Below are 17,713 nucleotides of genomic sequence, written 5' to 3'. Positions count from 1 at the left end.
TGGAGTACGTCCTTTGCCAAATAGTCCTGTTTTAAACCATCACATTTCTTCGCAGTTCAATGAAGATTTGCAGGATGTGAACACCAAATTTATGACCATGGGTGGTTTGGTAGAACAACAAGTGGCAAATGCAATTCATGCGCTACTCGACACCGATGCCAACTTAGCAGTTGATGTTCAGTTTAAAGACAATGCGGTGAATCAGCTCGAACGTGAAATTGATGAAGCTTTGACGTTGATTTTGGCGCGTCGTCATCCTGCTGCGATTGATTTACGTATGGTAATTGCGATGTCGAAAGCCAATACCGACTTAGAGCGTATTGGTGATGAAGCGGCGAAAATTGCTCGTATTGCGCAAAGTTTATGTGAAGACGGTGAATCCCCTCGCGGTTATATGGAAACGCGTCATATTGGTAACCAAGTCCGTGTCATGATTCATGATGCCCTAGATGCTTTTGCACGCTTAGATGCAGAACAAGCGCTACGTGTGATGATGGCTGATGCTGATATTGACCGTGAATATCAATCTGCAACGCGTACTTTGATGACTTATATGATTGAAGACCCGCGTCATATTGCGCGTGTGATTAATGTGATGTGGGTATTACGTTCATTGGAGCGGATTGGCGATCATGCACGTAATATCTCTGAACAAGTGATTTACATGGTGAAAGGTTTGGATGTACGTCATACCAGTTTTGAAGAAGTTGAAAAACATATCCAAAAATAAAAAAAGCGAAACTTATTTTTCAAGCACAACTTCGGTTGTGCTTTTTAATGGTTGCTTAATTTTCGGATAAAAAAAATCTCAGACTTTGGGGGAAATCTGAGACTAAAATCGGGGATATTTATCGTTATCGATAAGAGGTTTCCCTCTATCCTTGAATGCCATTATAGGAAAGATGCTTTTCTGCGTCATGTAGGTTCTTGTAGTGTAATGTTGAGTTTTGCAATGGTTGTGTAGCGCTATGTTTACACTTAATTATTTAGATACAAATAGCTGTTCTATAGTCTGATTGAGTCATCAATATGTCATCTATTTGGGGGGTCATCCCTATACTTGGATAGAACATTGTACGAATAAAAATGAAAAGCCCCGATGTCGGGGCTTTTCAAATGTGAAACTGTGTGCTTCGCTTAGTTTAGATAATTTTCAGAGTAATACTCTATTGGTCACGCCAAGCATAGCTTTTCATCTTGCAGCGTGGCGGAGCAGTGCTCCGCTTTATCACGCCTCAGGCTTTAAGCCTTCTGCTTTTTCTAAGCTTTCATCATTGTTAAAGAACTTCTCACGTTGTTCTTCAAGAAACTTTTTCGCATCAGGTTCAAACACATTTAGGCGTTTTTCATTGATTAAAGTGGTTTGGTGCTTTAACCATTCTCCCCAAGCTTGCTTGGAGATGCTTTCAAAAAGTTCTTGGCCTTTTGCACCAGGAAACGGTGCAAAGTCTAAACCTTCCATTTCTGTTTGATATTTACGGCAAAAAACTTGTCGAGTCATATCTAGACGTCCTTATTGAGCATAAAGTTTTTCTAAACGCGCATGGGCACGTTCAATTGCAGCTTCTACTTGCGCAGGTGCAGTTCCACCAATGTGGTTACGTGCATTGACTGACGCTTCAAGGGTCAGCGCTTTTTCAAACACATCCGCTTGAATTAAATCAGAAAACTGTTGAAGTTGTTCTAAAGTTAATTCAGAAAGATCTTTTGACTCTTGAACACCTAAAGCAACGGCTTTACCCACAATTTCATGTGCATCACGGAAAGCCACGCCATTTTTCACAAGGTAATCAGCCAAGTCCGTTGCGGTTGAGAAACCACGCAGTGCTGCTTCACGCATGATTTCAATGTTTGGCACCAAAGCAGGAATCATGTCTGCAAAAGCCATGAGCGAGCCACGCACGGTATCAATCGCATCAAACAAAGGTTCTTTGTCTTCTTGGTTGTCTTTGTTATACGCCAATGGTTGACCTTTCATCAGTGTTAACAAGCTCATCAGGTCGCCATAGACACGGCCTGTTTTACCGCGCACTAACTCTGGAACATCTGGATTTTTCTTTTGTGGCATGATTGAAGAGCCAGTACAGAAACGGTCCGGAATGTTTACGAACTTAAACTGTGCAGACGTCCACATAATCAGTTCTTCTGACATGCGTGATAAGTGCATCATGATCAGAGAAGCCGCAGCATTGAACTCAATACCGAAGTCGCGATCAGATACTGCATCGAGTGAGTTTTCAGAAACGGCTTCAAAACCCAGTAACTCTGCTGTAAATGCGCGGTCGATTGGGTAAGTGGTGCCTGCAAGTGCCGCTGAACCTAAAGGCATGCGGTTAGTACGCTTACGGCAGTCAATGAGACGTTCAGAGTCACGCACTAACATTTCAAACCATGCCAACAGGTGGTGACCAAAAGTCACAGGCTGTGCCGTTTGTAAGTGGGTGAAGCCCGGCATAATGGTGTGTGTGTTTTGAGCAGCGATACTCAAAATACCTTTTTGTAATTTTTTTAGTAATTCTAAAATGGCATCGATCTCATCGCGAACATAGAGGCGAATATCGGTTGCCACTTGGTCATTACGGCTACGACCGGTGTGGAGCTTTTTACCTGTGATGCCAATCCGTTGAGTCAAACGCGACTCAATGTTCATGTGTACATCTTCTAGGTCAATACGCCATTCGAACTGACCCGCTTCGATTTCAGCTTGAATGGTGTTTAAGCCATTGATGATGTCATCGCGTTCTTGTTCAGTTAGAACGCCAACTTTAGCAAGCATGGTCGCGTGAGCAATGGAACCTGCAATATCTTGTTTATAAAAGCGTTGGTCAAATTGTACAGATGCTGTAAATTCAGCAACAAAGGCATCAGTAGCTTCAGAGAAACGACCGCCCCACATACCCGAAGTTTGGGCTTGTGACGGATTTGAGGAATTAGAAGATGTGGTCATGTCGGCTCAATAAGATAAAAAGCGGTAGAACTCGCATGAGTATAACAAATTCAAGACAACTTGCCGAAGTTCAAGATGCGCAAAGTTTAACTTCCAGCATGGCTAAGCCAAATATCTCTTATTTATTTAGCAAAATCGTGCAATGGCCGCATTTGTTGGAATTATTTGTTGGTGGAAATTTGTTGGCCATGCTGTTGGCTTTGGCCGAGGCACAGTCTTGGTCAAACTTAGTGTTTGAGCATGTGCTGGGCTATATGCTGTACATCAATTGGGTTTTACTGTCTTTTGCTGCGCTAATGCAATATGGACAAAAAAAGTTGCAAGATTTGAGTCTCGGTATGACTTTATTGTCAGGCTTTTTTCTATTACAGATCATTGTGTTGGTGACCACGCTCAGCCTTAATATACTGATCTTCTTTGGAGCTAATTTTAGTTTCAATGGTTTGACTTCGGTCATCTTATGGAATGATGTGGCCTTGCATTTGGGTTATGGCTTGCTGTTAGGCAGCTTTTGTTTTCGTTATTTGTATCTAAGAGAACAGTGGTTTAGGCAGCAAAACAGTGAGCTGAATGCACGGGTGCAGGCGATGCAAGCCCGTATCCACCCGCATTTTTTGTTTAATAGTTTAAACAATGTGATTAGCTTGATCGCGATTGATCCAGATAAAGCCGAACAGATGTTGCTCAATCTATCGCGTCTGTTTAGAGCCAGTTTCCAAGAGTTAAAACTGGTCAAGCTCAGTGATGAAATTGAGTTGTGTCAGCGTTATTTGGCGATTGAACAAATTCGTTTGGGGGATCGTTTACAGGTTGAATGGAAAATCGAGCATGCCGAATTGTGTAAGCAGGTACAAATTCCACTCTTAACTTTACAACCTTTACTTGAAAATAGTATTTTTCATGGTGTTGAAAAATTTTTAACTAAGAGTACGATAAGTGTACTGATTGAAATATTGCAAAATCAAGTTAATATCGTCATAACTAACCCATTTACAAAGGAAACAATTCATAAACGACAAGGACATGGTATTGCCATTGAAAATGTGAAGCAGCGTCTAGAAGCATATTTTGGGCGAACTGTGAGCTTTCAAACCTATGCAGGGGAGGGAATGTATACCACTGTTGTGCAGTATCAATATAAATAAGCCGCAGTGAACCTATAAAAATAAACAAGGTGACTGTTGGGGAGGAGATAAATGGACATCCTAATTTGTGATGATGAGCCTTTAGCAATCGAACGTTTGTCTAGATTGGTGAGTCAGCTCGGACATCAAGTGGTGGCAACAGCCTCACATGGTCAACAAGCAATTGAATTAACTCAACAATATGAACCAGATGTGGTACTTTTAGATATTCAGATGCCAGAAATGGATGGATTGACCTGTGCGCATTATTTGCGCCAACTTGAACCGATGCCTGCTTTGGTGTTTTGTACAGCTTATGATGAACATGCACTTGATGCATTTAAGTCACATGCTGAAGGTTATTTATTAAAACCAGTGATGCAACAGGAATTGCAACAGGTGCTTGGTCACCTCACTAAATTAACCCAAGCTCAAATGAGCGAGATAAAACAAAAAGAAAATATGGACGAATTTAACGTAAAGCGACATCAAATCGCAGCGAAAACCTATCGTGGTGTGGAATTGGTGCCCATTGAAAATATTTATTATTTTTTGGCGGATCAAAAATATGTCACGGTACGCCACAAAAACGGCAGTGTCTTAATTGATGAAACCTTAAAAGACTTAGAGCATGAGTTTGGGGAGGCCTTTATTCGTATTCACCGTAATGCCTTGGTTTCAGTTCACTTTTTAGAAGGGCTTGAAGTGGTCAACTCTGGGCAGTATCAAGTGCGTTGCCGTGAGTTAGATGAGCGTCTAGCGGTGAGTCGACGGCATTTACCGGGTTTGCGTGAGCGCTTACATAAGCTTTAGCACACCAATTTAATGACTCTGCTGCTGATGAGACGGGGCGCTTTGGGCTGAATACATTTCCAATGGGGGAAATTCAGTTTAAGATAGTTTCATTCTTATTGGCACATACTAAAATTTATGAAAACCCTAAAGATCGCTACTCGACAAAGCCCGCTTGCTCTTTGGCAAGCTGAACATATTCGTGCTCGTTTAGAAGCACTGCATGCGGGGCTCACAGTAGAGTTGGTGACTTTTGTTACCCAAGGGGACAAAATTTTAGATACACCATTGGCAAAAATTGGTGGCAAAGGTTTATTTGTCAAAGAGCTTGAAGCAGCGTTATTGGATGGTCGTGCCGATTTAGCGGTGCATTCGATGAAAGATGTTCCAATGGCTTTGCCTGAGGGGTTATCGCTGGCCGTCATTTGTGAGCGTGAAGATCCTTTAGATGCTTTTGTATCGAATAGTTACGCGAGTTTTGATGCATTGCCACAAGGAGCAAAGGTCGGCACTTCGAGTTTACGCCGTAAATGCCAAATTTTAAAACAACGACCTGACCTAGAGATTATCGATTTACGTGGTAACGTGGGAACGCGTTTATCTAAATTGGATGCGGGTCAGTACGATGCCATTATTTTGGCCAGTGCGGGATTAAAACGCTTGGGGTTGGCAGAACGTATCCGTCATACCATTCGACCTGAGTTGAGTTTACCTGCCGTGGGTCAGGGCGCTTTAGGGTTAGAGTGCCGTGCAAATGATCAAGCGGTATTGGATTTGATCCATCCTTTACTGCATGTAGAAACCGATACCTGTGTTCGCGCTGAACGTGCTTTCAATGCTTATCTTGAAGGTGGATGTCAGGTACCCATTGCAGGCTATGCCACGTTAGCAGACAACCTCATCCAGATCGAAGGGCGTGTGGGGAGTGTCGATGGGCAAACGCTCCTCAAAGCACAAGTGGCGGGTGATGCCGCTGAAGCTGAACATTTGGGGGTTGTCCTTGCACAAGAGTTATTGGCTCAAGGTGCAGGTGATTTACTCAAAGCCTTTTATCACTAATATTGCTTAACGATGCTGTTTATTAATACGCGTCCTGTTGATCGCGCGGCAAGCCTCACGATGGCACTAGAGCAACAGGCTGTTGAGGTCTATCCATTGCCGTTACTGGAGTTGTTGCCTAGAGCATGGAGTCATGACCTAGAGCGCTTGTATCAGCAGCTAGTGTACACCCAAGTGATTGTGGTGGTCAGCCCTAGTGCTGTGCAGTTTGGTATGGCACATTTGCTGCAAAGCGGTTTAACGGTGTCTGATTTACAGCATATTCAATGGATTGCAGTCGGACAAAAAACAGCACAGGCTTTGGCCGAATATGGTTTGGGCAGTGTGGTGCCTGAGGTAGAAACCTCTGAAGGGATGTTACAACTGCCTGTTTTGCAGAACTTGGCCAGTGATGCGAGTATTGCATTTTGGCGAGGAGAAGGTGGGCGTCAGTTTATGATGGACACCTTAATGCAACACGGGCGTCTTATACTGAATTTTGTTTTGTATGAGCGTCGCTGTCCAAATGAAACGATGCAGCAACAGGCTGAATTAATTCAATGTTTATCAGAACATAATCACTACGTCGCACTGATCAGCAGTGAGGCCAGTTGGCTGAATTGGTTAGCTCTGCTGGACTCAAATATTCAGCTTCTGCAACAAGGACACTTTTTGGTGTTGGGTGAGCGTTTGGCACAGATCTTGAAGCAGTATCAACAGCAAATGCATGTGCCGTTTAAAATGAGTGTACTGAAAGATTTAAAGACAGCCACGATTGTACAGTTGTTACAAAGTGAGCAAGGGAACGCATGAAGAAGATTCTTATCATTGTATTGATGGCTGCATTGGCGTGGATTGCGAAGCTAAGTTATGACGTGTGGGGGCTGAGTACACAACAAGCTACTTTGCTCAATGAAATGCACCAAATCGAACAGCGCAGCGCCAATTTGAACGATCAAGTCGTGGCTATGCAGCGTCAAAAAGAAACTTTGAAACAAAACCCTGCAACAGTGAATACGATGAGTAGCCAACCTGCCGAATTGGTGATTGAGGGTATTGATCCAATTTTGTTTATTAAGCAACAGTTGGACTTGGTTGAGTTTGCCTTAAAGCAACAGCAGTATGTGGTGGCCACCGATAAGTTGGCTTTTTTAGATATGCAGCTGGAAAAATATAACTTGGCTATGGCGTTGAAGCAAAGTTTGCATCAGGTCATAGCGCGAGATATGCAAACCATTCAGAAGTTTGTGGCTGAGCGCAATGAGCAGCAAGCGCTGATTAACCGCCAGCTGCAACAGATTGATCAGGCTTTAAGTCGAGAAATACAACAACCTCAGTTAAACACCACGCGCGATACGTCCGAATCCTTTTGGAAGCAATGGTTGAGGCTCGAACCTGCGCAAGCACCTGCAACAGCGTTAATGCAACGACAAATCGTGCTTAAAGAAGCCCAGTTACGCTTATTGTTGGCACGCCAAGCCTTAGCTGCAGGGCAATATACCGAATACCAAAAAGACTTAACCGAAGTAATGCTGTTGATCCAGCAACTTCCAGACCCTAAAGCCAAAGAGCTGCTGAAACAGCTGAATAAGCTGAAAACATTGGTGGTTGTCCCAACGCCTATTTTAAGTACGCGTGCGTTGTTGGGGTAATGGAATGAAACAAATACTGATTGCTTATGGTTTGGTGAGTTTAATTGCAATTGCTGTGTTGAGTGTCTTGAGTTATGGGCATGGTGCGGGTTATGTCTACGTGTTTTGGCATGACTGGCAGTTACAAACCAATCTCTGGATCGTATTTATTGCGCTAGCACTGCTTAGTTTTAGCTTGCATTTGGTTTGGTTGGGGCTAAAACGGTATCTCAGTCGAGAAAAACGCAAAGCGGAAACTGTTTTTGATTTTAAAAGTTTGCATCCTTATGAACAACTGGCTGTGATTTGGTTGTTGGATGCAGGCCGAGATCAACAAGCCTTTATTCAAAATGCCTTCGCGCAGTCGGGCTTGCTCAAAAGTATTATCGATGCACGTTTATATCTGATGCAGGAGCAGTTCCCTGAAGCCTTAAGCGCTTTGAGCCAAAGCAATGCTATGGCCTTTGAGTTGGCTGAACTGCAACGTATTGAGCTGTTCTTAGCACAAGAAGATGCAGAACAAGCGTTAACCCATCTTGAGTTTCTCAACCAACATGAACTTTCACCTTGGCTTAAAGATGTACAAACTGCTTATGAAGCGTGTTTAAAAGAGCTGTGGGGGCGTTTTGCGATTCAGTTTCCGTGGCTGTATTTACGCTCAACCCAATATGGTCATTTAGATCAAGATGTGAAAAAAGCATGGCTGAAGCGTTTGTTGATAAAATTTGATCAAGCCAATTATGAAAATTTAGAGGATTTAAAACAACGTTATTTGGACTTGTCTGATCAGATTTTCAGCCGCAGTTATGATGTTCAACTGCTGTGGCTTAAGTTATTAGCACGTATGCCAGACATGAGTGAACAGCACGAACATTTGTCGATTTATTTACTCAATCAGCAGTTTAATTCGGAAGTATTTTATTTGTGGTTCCAGCAACAGCTTTTGAAACAGCAACCCGATTATGTGGATTTGCAGCAGCACATAGAAGCATGGGAAGCAAAGTATACGAGTGTGCCGGTTTTGAGTTTTGCCAAGTGGCATATTTATACTGCTTTAGGTATGCAAGAGCAGGCAGATGCGTTATTAATTTTATATCCCGATAATGTATTAATGAACTATTTAAGAATCAAATCGACTTTAAATGGTGATGAAGATTTAATTAAACAGTTAAATTTAATTTTTGAAAATAATGCAAATTTTGTAGAAATGAAAATATAGGTGCATAATGCAGAGCGTTTTAGATTACCCATTGGTTTATACTCAACACGTGGCTTGGGGAGATATGGATGCCTTTGGTCATGTTAATAATGTCATGTATTATCGTTATGTTGAAAGTGCGCGTTTGGCTTATATTGAACATACGGGTATTTTATCTGCGGATGTATTGACCGTTGTTGCATCAAATCAGTGCAAATATTTAAAACCAGTATTTTATCCAGATCAATTGAAAATTAGTGCGCGTATTGAAGAACTCAGAAATAGTGCATTTCGTATGCATTATTTATTATGGAGTGAACAGCAACAATCATTCGTTGCGGAAGCAGAAGCGGTCATTGTTTGTGTCGATAAAACCAATATGCAGAAAACATTAATTCCTGAACTGGTGCGTCAAAAACTCAAAGAATTTGAGTTGACGGTCGGTCACCAAATATAAATATCTTTTTATTTATTTTAAAAGTCGCTAGACTATATAAATACTGTCTAAGTATTGTTGTTTAAGTCATGGATGAGTTGAGTCTTTGGTCTAATCAAAATATTATTAAATAGACTCAGTAAATAAAATGTTGGTTAATGGAGTTAATGTAATGCCAGATATTAGTAATTTATCCGTAGAAGAGTTAAAGCGTCTACAAATCGAAGCGGAAGCTTTAATTGCATCTAAAAAAGATCAAGCAATTGAAGATGCTTATACCCAAATTAACGCGATTGCGGAAAATGTAGGTTTAAGCATTGAACAAATTTTAGAGTTTGGCGCGACTAAGCGTAAAAAAGGCACACGTAAGTCGGTTGAACCGCGTTACCGTAACAAAGGCAATGCTGCTGAGACATGGACTGGCCGTGGTAAGCAACCACGTTGGTTGGTGGCTCAGTTAGAAAAAGGTGCGAAGCTTGAAGATTTTCTAATCTAAGTCATCACCTTGTCACAGATGTGACATAAGCTCAAAAAACCAAGCATTATCTGCTTGGTTTTTTTTATAGTTAAAGTTTGGTGTTGTTGTAAAATTATGCATAATGTCTATCAAAGAAAGACAAGAAATGAAGCAAGGAAGAATAATTGAAAGTTCGTGGTGGGAGAATCACAAAACCTAAATACATCACGTGGTGGATGTTTGCAGTCGTTGCGTTTTTAATTTTTGTTTTGCTGCAAATTCCTGCGGCATGGCTCATTGCAAAATTTTATAAAAACAACCAAGTTTTACATAACGTCAGCGGTAATATTTGGCATGGACAGGCTGATTGGCAAACTGGAAAATTGCGCGGGACGGTGCTTTGGACCACCCGACCTTTAGATTTACTGCTCCTTCGTGCAGGTGCCAATCTCGAAATTTATAGTGCCAATACCAAGCTTGAAGGCGTTTTGGCCTATGGGTTTGGAAAAAAAATAATGGTGCGTGATTTAAACGGACAAATTGCACCCGAAACGTTAAAGTCGTTGGCCAATTGGCAATGGCCGAGTAATGCGGTTCAGTTACAAGAAATTGATTTTAATTATAAAAAAGAGCAGGGATTTGACCAAGTGGATGGGGGGGTACAATGGGCAGGCGGCGAACTCATGTATATCTTTGCGCAGCGCCCACAACAAATGCAGATTCCATCGTTGGCGGGTCGTTTGTCGCAGGAGCAAAATAAGCTGATAGTCGATTTACGCGATCAACGACAACAAAAACTGATGAACCTGACCATCGACCCAAGTCTGATGTTAGATGTGCAATTAACCCAGCGTCTCATGTTGAATGTCCCGTCATATCAAGGCAAAGCAGGCCTAGATAGTTATGTGGTGAGTTCACGTCAGCCTTTGCTTAGTGGGGGCTTTTAATGGGTTTTGATCTGCAAAAATTACCAGAGCTAAATCTCAAACAGTTTGAACGTATAGCACCACTGTGCTTAATGCTTTTGATCTTGGCACTATGCTGGAAGTTGGCTGGCTTATTTTGGCTTTGGGTGGCGCCACCACAAGTCATGCAAATGCCACGCGTTGAATTGGGTTCGCAGCAACCTCAAGTTCCGAATATTACCAATTTTGCGTTATTTGCAGAGCAAAGTAAGAATCCCGCAGATGATCAGCTCAATTTACAGCTACAAGGGGTGGTGGTTGGGCAACCCAGTCAGTTCTCATCTGCTGTGATTAAGGCAAATAATGTAGCAGAGCGCTATCGGGTGGGGGAAAACATCGAAGGCAGCGCTTATTATTTGTCAGAGGTGTATTGGGATCGCGCGATTCTCAAAAATAACAGTGGGCAAACCCGAGAATTGTTTTTTCAAGGGATTGATAATTTAGATCAGCAAATTGTGCCCCCAGCAACAGCACCCGTTGCAGCGCCTGCTGTGAGTCAAGAGCAGCAAGTATTAGGCCAAGCAGTACAGAACTTACAACAAGATCGTGAGCAATATTTAAAAGATTTGGGTGTAAATACCAGTAATACAGGGCAAGGTTATCAAGTCACTGAGCAAACACCAGCTGCACTGCGAAGCCGTTTAGGCTTGCAGGCAGGGGATCAGATTATGTCTTTAAATGGTCAAACGATCGGACAGGGGCAAAACGACGCGCAGTTGTTAGAACGTGCGCGCCGTGAAGGACAAGTAAAAATAGAAGTGAAACGTGGTGATCGTATCATTACGGTACAACAGAATTTTCAGTGATCGAACATCACCAATATTAGTTAGGAATGACTTGGATTTATGGCTTTATTGAATCACCGCCCTGCTTGGGCACTGACAATCGCAGCGCCTTTGCTTGCCATGGTGAGTACAGCCAGCTATGCACAAACGTGGAAAATTAATCTGCGCGATGCGGACTTAACTGCATTTATTAATGAGGTTGCGGATATTACGGGGAAAAACTTTGCAGTTGATCCACGGGTACGCGGTAATGTCACGGTGATTTCAAACAAAGCGTTGAATAAGCAAGAAGTCTACGACTTGTTCTTAGGAGTCTTGAATGTCAACGGTGTGGTCGCGATTCCTTCTGGTCGGACCATTAAAATTGTGCCTGACAGTAATGTTAAAAGTTCAGGCATTCCCTATGATGTTCGTCACCGTGCCACAGGCGATCAGGTTGTGACGCGGGTGATTTGGCTGGAAAACACCAATGCCAATGACTTGATTCCTGCACTGCGTCCATTGATGCCGCAGTTTGCACATTTATCTGCGGTGAATGGCACCAATGCACTGATTGTGTCTGATCGCGCCAGCAATATTTATCAGCTTGAGACCATCATCCGTAACTTGGATGGGACGGGACAAAATGATATCGAAGCGGTGTCGTTGCAGTCGAGTCAGGCTGAGGAAATGATTGGGTTGTTGGAAAGTATGAGCGGAACAGGCTCGATCAAAGATTTAAAGGGTTCCAGAATACGAATCATTGCAGATAACCGTACCAATCGGATTATTCTAAAAGGGGATACCGCGACGCGTAAACGTATTCGCCAAATGATCGAGATGCTGGATGTACCTGCTGCGGAGCGTCTAGGCGGATTGAAAGTGTTCCGCTTAAAATATGCCAGCGCTAAAAGCTTATCCGAAATTTTACAAGGTTTGGTCTCAGGGCAGGCTGTTAATTCTAGCGAGTCTAACGACAGCAATAACAATAGCAATTCCAGCTATAACCAAAATAATAGCGTGAGTGAAGGTTCATCTTCACAGATTTCCACCCCAAGTATTAACTTAAATAGCCAGTCCAATCGCAATCAGAACAACATCACCAGCTTTAACAGTAATGGGGTCAGTATTATTGCCGATAGTTCGCAAAATGCATTGGTGGTCAAAGCAGACCCTCAGTTGATGCGTGAAATTGAGTCGGCTATTCAACAGTTGGATACCCGCCGTCAGCAAGTCCTAATTGAGGCGACTATTCTCGAGGTGGAAGGTAACGATGCCGACCAGTTGGGCGTGCAATGGGCGATGGGTGATTTAAGTAGTGGTGTTGGGATTATCAATTTTGACAATATTGGTTCGAGTCTTAAAAGCATTGCTGCAAATTATTTAACGGGTGGCGGTGCGGGGGCTGCAAGTGCAATTGGCGCGGGTGGTTCGTTAATCCTTGGGGATTATAAAGAAGGCAGTGATGGCTCGCGTCAGTTATATGGCGCGATGATCCAAGCATTAAAAAGTAATACCAAGTCGAATTTGCTGTCTACCCCATCGATTGTCACTATGGACAATGAAGAGGCTTATATCGTCGTGGGTGAAAATGTGCCCTTTGTAACAGGCTCAGTTTCTACGACCTCTTCAGGTACAGCCAACCCTTACACCACCATCGAGCGTAAAGATGTGGGTGTAACGCTTAAGGTGGTACCGCATATTGGTGAAGGTGGAACTATCCGCTTAGAGATTGAACAAGAAGTCTCGGATGTCAAAACCAATAAAGGTGAAGCACAGGATTTGGTCACCAGTAAGCGTGCGATTAAAACTTCGGTCTTGGCTGAGCATGGCAATACCATCGTTTTAGGCGGCTTGATTTCAGATAATACGTCTTATTCACGCCAATCGATCCCAGGCCTTGGTGCAATACCGGGGTTGGGGCGTTTGTTCCGCTCAGATGGCAAGTCAGATCAGAAACGCAATTTGCTGGTTTTTATTCATCCGACGATTGTGGGAGATGGAGAGTCTGCACGTCGCCTCTCTCAGCAGCGCTACAGTCAGCTTTATAGTTTGCAGTTGGCCATGGATAAAGATGGTAGCTTTGCCAAGTTGCCTGAAAATGTCGATGATGTCTTCCAACAGCGTTTGCCTGTGACATCAACCAAACCGACCTTGCCACAATCGTATCAACAGGTGCCAAGCAGTCCAACCACAACGCAACCGATGGTTGAAACAACGCCTGTGGCTATTGAACCTGCGATTCGTAAACAGCCGATTGCTAGTGTTCCTAAAAATACCACCTCGCGTCAGCTATATCCAATGGTTCATCCCCAGATTGGCTTGAACTTGATGATGCAAAATGTCCAAGGTGCTCGCGTGGTACACATGGCTCAGGCGGTATCGACAAGCTATTCCATCCCTGAGCGATATACTGAGAATGTCTCGATAGGTTCAGCCTAGCTGTCCTGCCATTCGTCTGTGAGGGAAGGTGAAATGGTAAAGAATATTCTCTGTGTTATCATAAATCAGCACATAGAGAGATAAGTCATGACTTGGAAAATACAAGCAATTACTGGCGAATTAACGGGTCAGGAAATTAGCATTGACCGTGATATGTTGGTCGGTCGTCATCAAGCAGCGGATATTGTATTACAACAATCTGAAATTTCGCGTAAACATGCGGCCTTTTTACTGAAAGAACAGGCTTTATGGCTACAAGACTTGGGTTCTTCAAATGGCACGTATGTGAATGATGTGCAAATTGCGGCAGAAACGTTGTTGAAGAAGGGTGATATCGTCCAGTTTGCAAGCTTAAAGTTTTCGGTCTTTGAGCCTGCTAAAGCGTTAGAAGATGTGGTGGAATCGGTAGAGGCTGCAACTTTGGGCGCAGCTGTGGTTGAAACACCGATTAGCCAGCCATCTGAAGCAGTAGCTGCTTCAGAAACGGCTCAAGCGGAAGTGAGTGCTGATGCGCCTGTTGTTGAGCCAGAACTGCCGAAAACGGCAGCTCAGCATATGAGCGATCAGGGTATGCCTGAGCTAAAAGAACGCGATGGTAATGTGAGTTTAACGCGTGACGGGATGCCGCAAAATGTCGGTATTCCGAAACCCGCTCCTATTCCTGCAGGGGTGGATTTGACTGCGCCTAGCGTACCTCAGGTTGAGAACAACGAGGCTTCAAAAGTACAGGTTGAGCAAGAGGTGGAAACTCAGAAAAATGCCTCGCTGGGGTTAATCTCGATTATTGTCTTGATTATTTTAGCGATTATTGCTTGGCTGATGTTCAAATAAAACGCAGATCACACTACAATCAAGGCATGCACAAGCATGCCTTGATTGTTTTTGGGCAGTACACGATAAAATTGGGTGAGGGTGAATGAATATTGCAAATGTGGCACAGCGAGAGGTTTTACTTTTCGATCTAGATGGAACCTTGGTGGATTCAGCAACAGATTTGCATCGTGCCATGAATATGAGCCTGAATGCTTTGCAACTGCCTACCGTTACTGAAGCGCAGGTGCGGGTCTGGGTTGGTAAGGGAACGGCGCTATTTTGTCAAAGTACCTTGCAACATTTAACGGGTAAAGTCGATCCTGCCCAGCAACAACAATTGTTGGAGACGTTTTTAAAAATTTATAATGCCGACCCATGTGTGGAAACTCAGCCTTTCGATGGCATTCTTGAGTTTTTAGAATGGGGCTTGGCACAAAAGAAAACCATGATTTGCGTGACCAATAAACCTGAATTGCCTGCACGTGCTATTGTCGATCACTTAGGCATGACCCATTATTTTGCTGATGTCATCGGCGGCGATCGTTTCGAAGAGCGCAAACCTCATCCACGCCAATTGTTACATTGTGTTGAGCAATATGCACAAAGCAAAGGTCAGGTCTTAATGATTGGGGACTCATCCAATGATGTTGAGGCTGCACGCCGTGCGGGTATTGATTGTGTTGTGGTCAGCTATGGCTATAATCATGGTGAAAATATTTTAGACTGTCAGCCACAGCAAGTGGTGGATAATTTGTGTGAACTGATCGGGTAACTTTGCAAACGAAGGAATGAACATGAGTAAACATATGACTTTTCGATGGCGAAACTCCAAGCACTAATTTTAAAAACTGATCACGCCATATTGAAAAAATAGAGAACACTCATGACAACGCAAACTCAATTCGATCAACTCAAAACAGCAGGTTATAACCTGATTCCTGTCTATCGTCAGCGCTTAGCCGATACTGAGACACCATTGTCCGTCTTTGCGCGCCTAAAAGAGCATAAGCAAGCCTATTTGTTTGAATCTGTGGAAGGTGGGGAGAACTGGGCACGCTATTCTATTATTGGTTTAGGTGAATCTACCGTGTTCTCATGCAACGCGGGTGAGCTAACCATTCAACAAGCCGACGGCACCATAGAAAAACAACCTTGTACAGATCCGTTTCAATTCATCCGGGATTTTCAGTCGCGGTATAAAGTACCTACTCAAGCTGATTTACCTGCTCTGCCAAGCTTTACAGGGGGCTTGGTGGGCTACTTTGGTTATGATGCGGTACGTTATATTGAACCGCGTTTAAACAACGCGCCAGAAGCAGATCCAGTGGGTTTGCCTGATATTTGGATGATGCTGTCTAAAACAGTGATAGTGTTTGATAACTTAAAAGATACTTTATTCCTGATCGTGCATGCCGATGTGGTTGACGCGGATGCGTATAACCAAGCTCAGCAGCAACTGGATGCATTGGAAGATTTACTCGCAACGCCCATTAGTCTAAAAGCCACGCCGCATACTGCACCGCATTTTGAGTCACTCACGGGCAAAGCAAAATTCTTAGAATCGATTGAAACGGTGAAAGAATACATCCGTGCGGGCGATGTGATGCAGGTGGTACCAGGGCATCGCATGGTCTCTGACTTTGATGGTGAGCCTTTACAAGTCTATCGTGCGCTACGTCATTTGAACCCATCGCCTTATTTGTTCTTGGTACAAGGGCAAACTTTGGAAAATAATCAGCCTTTTCATATTGTCGGTTCTTCCCCTGAAATTTTATCTCGCCTTGAAAATGGGATTGCAACCGTACGTCCGCTGGCAGGAACGCGTCCACGTGGTAAAACCAAAGAAGAAGATTTAGCGCTTGAACAAGACTTGCTGTCGGATGAAAAAGAGATTGCTGAACATTTAATGCTGATTGACTTGGGTCGAAATGATGTCGGTCGTGTCTCGAAAATTGGCAAAGTGCAAGTGACTGATCAAATGGTGATCGAACGTTATTCACATGTCATGCATATTGTTTCCAATGTACAAGGCGAAGTTCGTGATGATGTGGATGCTTTGGATGTTTTTAAAGCAACTTTCCCAGCAGGCACACTTTCAGGTGCGCCAAAAATCCGTGCGATGGAAATTATTGACCAAGTTGAGCCCGTAAAACGTGGAATTTTTGGTGGTGCTGTTGGTTATTTAGGCTGGCATGGCGAAATGGACATGTCGATTGCGATTCGTACCTGCGTTATTCGTGAAAATAAGGTGTATGTTCAGGCAGGAGCGGGGCTTGTTTATGACTCAAATCCTGAATCTGAGTGGAATGAAACCCAAATAAAAGCTCGCGCAGTGATCAAAGCGGTTGAATTATCGTCAAACGGATTGATTTTGTGAGTTTTTGACGTTTTTTTTGAAAAAAACACTTGCAAGGATTTTGAGTTTTGCTAAACTGCACACCGTTCCGATACGAAACGTACGAAACACTAAGAAACGCCGGCATAGCTCAGTTGGTAGAGCAACTGACTTGTAATCAGTAGGTCCACAGTTCGAATCCGTGTGCCGGCACCATCTTAGGAAGTTGAGTGGGTTAAGTAAAGAGCGACACTGAAGTAAGTGTAAAATGGTGAGGTTCCCGAGCGGTCAAAGGGGGCGGACTGTAACTCCGCTACGAAAGTTTCGAAGGTTCGAATCCTTCCCTCACCACCAATTTTAAGACTTTAAGAAAGTGGTCTTTGTACCAACATCGTGCGGGAGTAGCTCAGTTGGTAGAGCGGTAGCCTTCCAAGCTACATGTCGCGAGTTCGACCCTCGTCTCCCGCTCCATTTGAAGTTTTATATTTGCTCTTATAGCTCAGTGGTAGAGCACTCCCTTGGTAAGGGAGAGGTCTCGAGTTCAAATCTCGATAAGAGCTCCAGATTACAGTTTAGTAGAATTTCTACAAATTTTTAAAGAAGCAGGCTTATTAGTCTGCTTTTCAAGTATTTGGTGTTTGATTTTTTAGGCGATGTGTCGATACTGAGTTGTTTATACCTGTGTTCGACGTAAACGAGGAAGATGAACATGGCTAAGGCTAAGTTTGAACGTAATAAGCCACACGTTAACGTGGGCACAATCGGTCACGT

17 protein-coding genes, 4 tRNA genes and 1 pseudogene are annotated in these 17,713 nt (G+C 43.4%); 20 read left to right on the top strand and 2 right to left on the bottom strand.

The genetic code is table 11. The features are described 5' to 3' along the window. Positions 1-13 precede the first annotated feature (13 nt). Complete coding sequence (gene phoU / locus PTT44_RS00800; RefSeq protein ID WP_004692799.1) at positions 14-730, top strand: phosphate signaling complex protein PhoU; 717 nt, start codon at positions 14-16, stop codon at positions 728-730. A 498-nt stretch (positions 731-1,228) separates the two neighbouring features. On the opposite strand, the gene PTT44_RS00795 is transcribed toward phoU, so the two are convergent. Both PTT44_RS00795 and argH read right to left on the bottom strand, forming a co-directional pair. Next, positions 1,229-1,501 carry an oxidative damage protection protein gene (locus tag PTT44_RS00795; protein ID WP_004978611.1) on the bottom strand — a complete coding sequence of 91 codons (273 nt, stop codon included), beginning with the start codon at positions 1,499-1,501 and terminating at the stop codon, positions 1,229-1,231. A 12-nt stretch (positions 1,502-1,513) separates the two neighbouring features. After that, complete coding sequence (argH, locus tag PTT44_RS00790; RefSeq protein ID WP_171527565.1) at positions 1,514-2,947, bottom strand: argininosuccinate lyase; 1,434 nt, start codon at positions 2,945-2,947, stop codon at positions 1,514-1,516. Between argH and PTT44_RS00785 the strand changes: the two genes are divergently transcribed. The 19 genes and pseudogenes from PTT44_RS00785 to PTT44_RS00695 all read left to right on the top strand — a co-directional run. After that, the gene (locus PTT44_RS00785) at positions 2,938-4,092 is read left to right on the top strand and encodes a sensor histidine kinase (protein WP_168159849.1); all 1,155 of its coding nucleotides are present in this window, start codon (positions 2,938-2,940) and stop codon (positions 4,090-4,092) included. The genes argH and PTT44_RS00785 overlap by 10 nt on opposite strands. Before the next feature lie 51 nt (positions 4,093-4,143). Beyond that, positions 4,144-4,884, top strand: coding sequence for a LytR/AlgR family response regulator transcription factor (locus tag PTT44_RS00780; RefSeq protein WP_004978616.1), 741 nt, complete (start codon positions 4,144-4,146; stop codon positions 4,882-4,884). 117 nt (positions 4,885-5,001) lie between these two features. After that, entirely contained in the window at positions 5,002-5,922 is a 921-nt protein-coding gene (hemC, locus tag PTT44_RS00775; protein ID WP_148826896.1) for a hydroxymethylbilane synthase, read from the top strand. 12 nt (positions 5,923-5,934) lie between these two features. After that, positions 5,935-6,714, top strand: a complete 780-nt coding sequence (locus tag PTT44_RS00770; RefSeq protein ID WP_168159848.1) for a uroporphyrinogen-III synthase — start codon at positions 5,935-5,937, stop codon at positions 6,712-6,714. Continuing rightward, complete coding sequence (locus PTT44_RS00765) at positions 6,711-7,553, top strand: hypothetical protein (protein ID WP_168159847.1); 843 nt, start codon at positions 6,711-6,713, stop codon at positions 7,551-7,553. Before PTT44_RS00770 ends, PTT44_RS00765 begins: the two co-directional genes overlap by 4 nt. A 4-nt stretch (positions 7,554-7,557) precedes the next feature. After that, positions 7,558-8,751, top strand: coding sequence for a heme biosynthesis protein HemY (locus PTT44_RS00760; protein ID WP_148826893.1), 1,194 nt, complete (start codon positions 7,558-7,560; stop codon positions 8,749-8,751). Positions 8,752-8,758: 7 nt separating this feature from the next. Beyond that, complete coding sequence (locus PTT44_RS00755; RefSeq protein ID WP_010325723.1) at positions 8,759-9,187, top strand: acyl-CoA thioesterase; 429 nt, start codon at positions 8,759-8,761, stop codon at positions 9,185-9,187. 151 nt (positions 9,188-9,338) lie between these two features. Then, positions 9,339-9,662 (top strand): H-NS histone family protein, encoded by a 324-nt coding sequence (locus PTT44_RS00750; RefSeq protein WP_004692786.1) that lies wholly within the window; start codon positions 9,339-9,341, stop codon positions 9,660-9,662. 197 nt (positions 9,663-9,859) lie between these two features. Further along, complete coding sequence (gspN, locus tag PTT44_RS00745; RefSeq protein WP_148827120.1) at positions 9,860-10,570, top strand: type II secretion system protein N; 711 nt, start codon at positions 9,860-9,862, stop codon at positions 10,568-10,570. Continuing rightward, positions 10,570-11,394 (top strand): type II secretion system protein N, encoded by an 825-nt coding sequence (locus PTT44_RS00740; protein ID WP_168159846.1) that lies wholly within the window; start codon positions 10,570-10,572, stop codon positions 11,392-11,394. Before gspN ends, PTT44_RS00740 begins: the two co-directional genes overlap by 1 nt. 39 nt (positions 11,395-11,433) lie before the next feature. Next, positions 11,434-13,794 carry a type II secretion system secretin GspD gene (gene gspD, locus PTT44_RS00735; protein ID WP_168159845.1) on the top strand — a complete coding sequence of 787 codons (2,361 nt, stop codon included), beginning with the start codon at positions 11,434-11,436 and terminating at the stop codon, positions 13,792-13,794. An 87-nt stretch (positions 13,795-13,881) separates the two neighbouring features. Further along, positions 13,882-14,625, top strand: coding sequence for an FHA domain-containing protein (locus PTT44_RS00730; RefSeq protein ID WP_273795511.1), 744 nt, complete (start codon positions 13,882-13,884; stop codon positions 14,623-14,625). A gap of 85 nt (positions 14,626-14,710) precedes the next feature. Further along, complete coding sequence (locus PTT44_RS00725) at positions 14,711-15,379, top strand: HAD-IA family hydrolase (protein WP_168159843.1); 669 nt, start codon at positions 14,711-14,713, stop codon at positions 15,377-15,379. Between the two features lie 111 nt (positions 15,380-15,490). Next, on the top strand, positions 15,491-16,984 hold the full coding sequence (gene trpE, locus PTT44_RS00720; RefSeq protein WP_148826887.1) for an anthranilate synthase component I: 1,494 nt from the start codon (positions 15,491-15,493) through the stop codon (positions 16,982-16,984). A gap of 98 nt (positions 16,985-17,082) precedes the next feature. Then, positions 17,083-17,158 (top strand) — tRNA-Thr (locus PTT44_RS00715). Between the two features lie 54 nt (positions 17,159-17,212). Then, positions 17,213-17,296 (top strand) — tRNA-Tyr (locus PTT44_RS00710). Between the two features lie 41 nt (positions 17,297-17,337). Further along, positions 17,338-17,413: transfer RNA gene (locus tag PTT44_RS00705), tRNA-Gly, on the top strand. Between the two features lie 17 nt (positions 17,414-17,430). After that, positions 17,431-17,505: transfer RNA gene (locus tag PTT44_RS00700), tRNA-Thr, on the top strand. Positions 17,506-17,651: 146 nt separating this feature from the next. Next, positions 17,652-17,713, top strand: a pseudogene (locus tag PTT44_RS00695) (GTP-binding protein); the annotation flags it as partial.

Source organism: Acinetobacter sp. Gutcm_16, assembly GCF_028649355.1.
In the GTDB taxonomy this organism is placed as follows: Bacteria; Pseudomonadota; Gammaproteobacteria; order Pseudomonadales; family Moraxellaceae; genus Acinetobacter; species Acinetobacter johnsonii.
Note: the sequence above shows the minus strand (reverse complement) of the source record. Positions and strands in the feature narration are given on the sequence as shown.

Coding starts and splice junctions, on each gene's coding strand:
- PTT44_RS00795 (WP_004978611.1), bottom strand. CDS start 1,501: ATGACTCGACAAGTTTTTTGCCGTAAATATCAAACAGAAATGGAAGGT.
- PTT44_RS00785 (WP_168159849.1), top strand. CDS start 2,938: ATGTGGTCATGTCGGCTCAATAAGATAAAAAGCGGTAGAACTCGCATG.
- argH (WP_171527565.1), bottom strand. CDS start 2,947: ATGACCACATCTTCTAATTCCTCAAATCCGTCACAAGCCCAAACTTCG.
- PTT44_RS00780 (WP_004978616.1), top strand. CDS start 4,144: ATGGACATCCTAATTTGTGATGATGAGCCTTTAGCAATCGAACGTTTG.
- hemC (WP_148826896.1), top strand. CDS start 5,002: ATGAAAACCCTAAAGATCGCTACTCGACAAAGCCCGCTTGCTCTTTGG.
- PTT44_RS00770 (WP_168159848.1), top strand. CDS start 5,935: ATGCTGTTTATTAATACGCGTCCTGTTGATCGCGCGGCAAGCCTCACG.
- PTT44_RS00765 (WP_168159847.1), top strand. CDS start 6,711: ATGAAGAAGATTCTTATCATTGTATTGATGGCTGCATTGGCGTGGATT.
- PTT44_RS00760 (WP_148826893.1), top strand. CDS start 7,558: ATGAAACAAATACTGATTGCTTATGGTTTGGTGAGTTTAATTGCAATT.
- PTT44_RS00755 (WP_010325723.1), top strand. CDS start 8,759: ATGCAGAGCGTTTTAGATTACCCATTGGTTTATACTCAACACGTGGCT.
- PTT44_RS00750 (WP_004692786.1), top strand. CDS start 9,339: ATGCCAGATATTAGTAATTTATCCGTAGAAGAGTTAAAGCGTCTACAA.
- gspN (WP_148827120.1), top strand. CDS start 9,860: ATGTTTGCAGTCGTTGCGTTTTTAATTTTTGTTTTGCTGCAAATTCCT.
- PTT44_RS00740 (WP_168159846.1), top strand. CDS start 10,570: ATGGGTTTTGATCTGCAAAAATTACCAGAGCTAAATCTCAAACAGTTT.
- gspD (WP_168159845.1), top strand. CDS start 11,434: ATGGCTTTATTGAATCACCGCCCTGCTTGGGCACTGACAATCGCAGCG.
- PTT44_RS00730 (WP_273795511.1), top strand. CDS start 13,882: ATGACTTGGAAAATACAAGCAATTACTGGCGAATTAACGGGTCAGGAA.
- PTT44_RS00725 (WP_168159843.1), top strand. CDS start 14,711: ATGAATATTGCAAATGTGGCACAGCGAGAGGTTTTACTTTTCGATCTA.
- trpE (WP_148826887.1), top strand. CDS start 15,491: ATGACAACGCAAACTCAATTCGATCAACTCAAAACAGCAGGTTATAAC.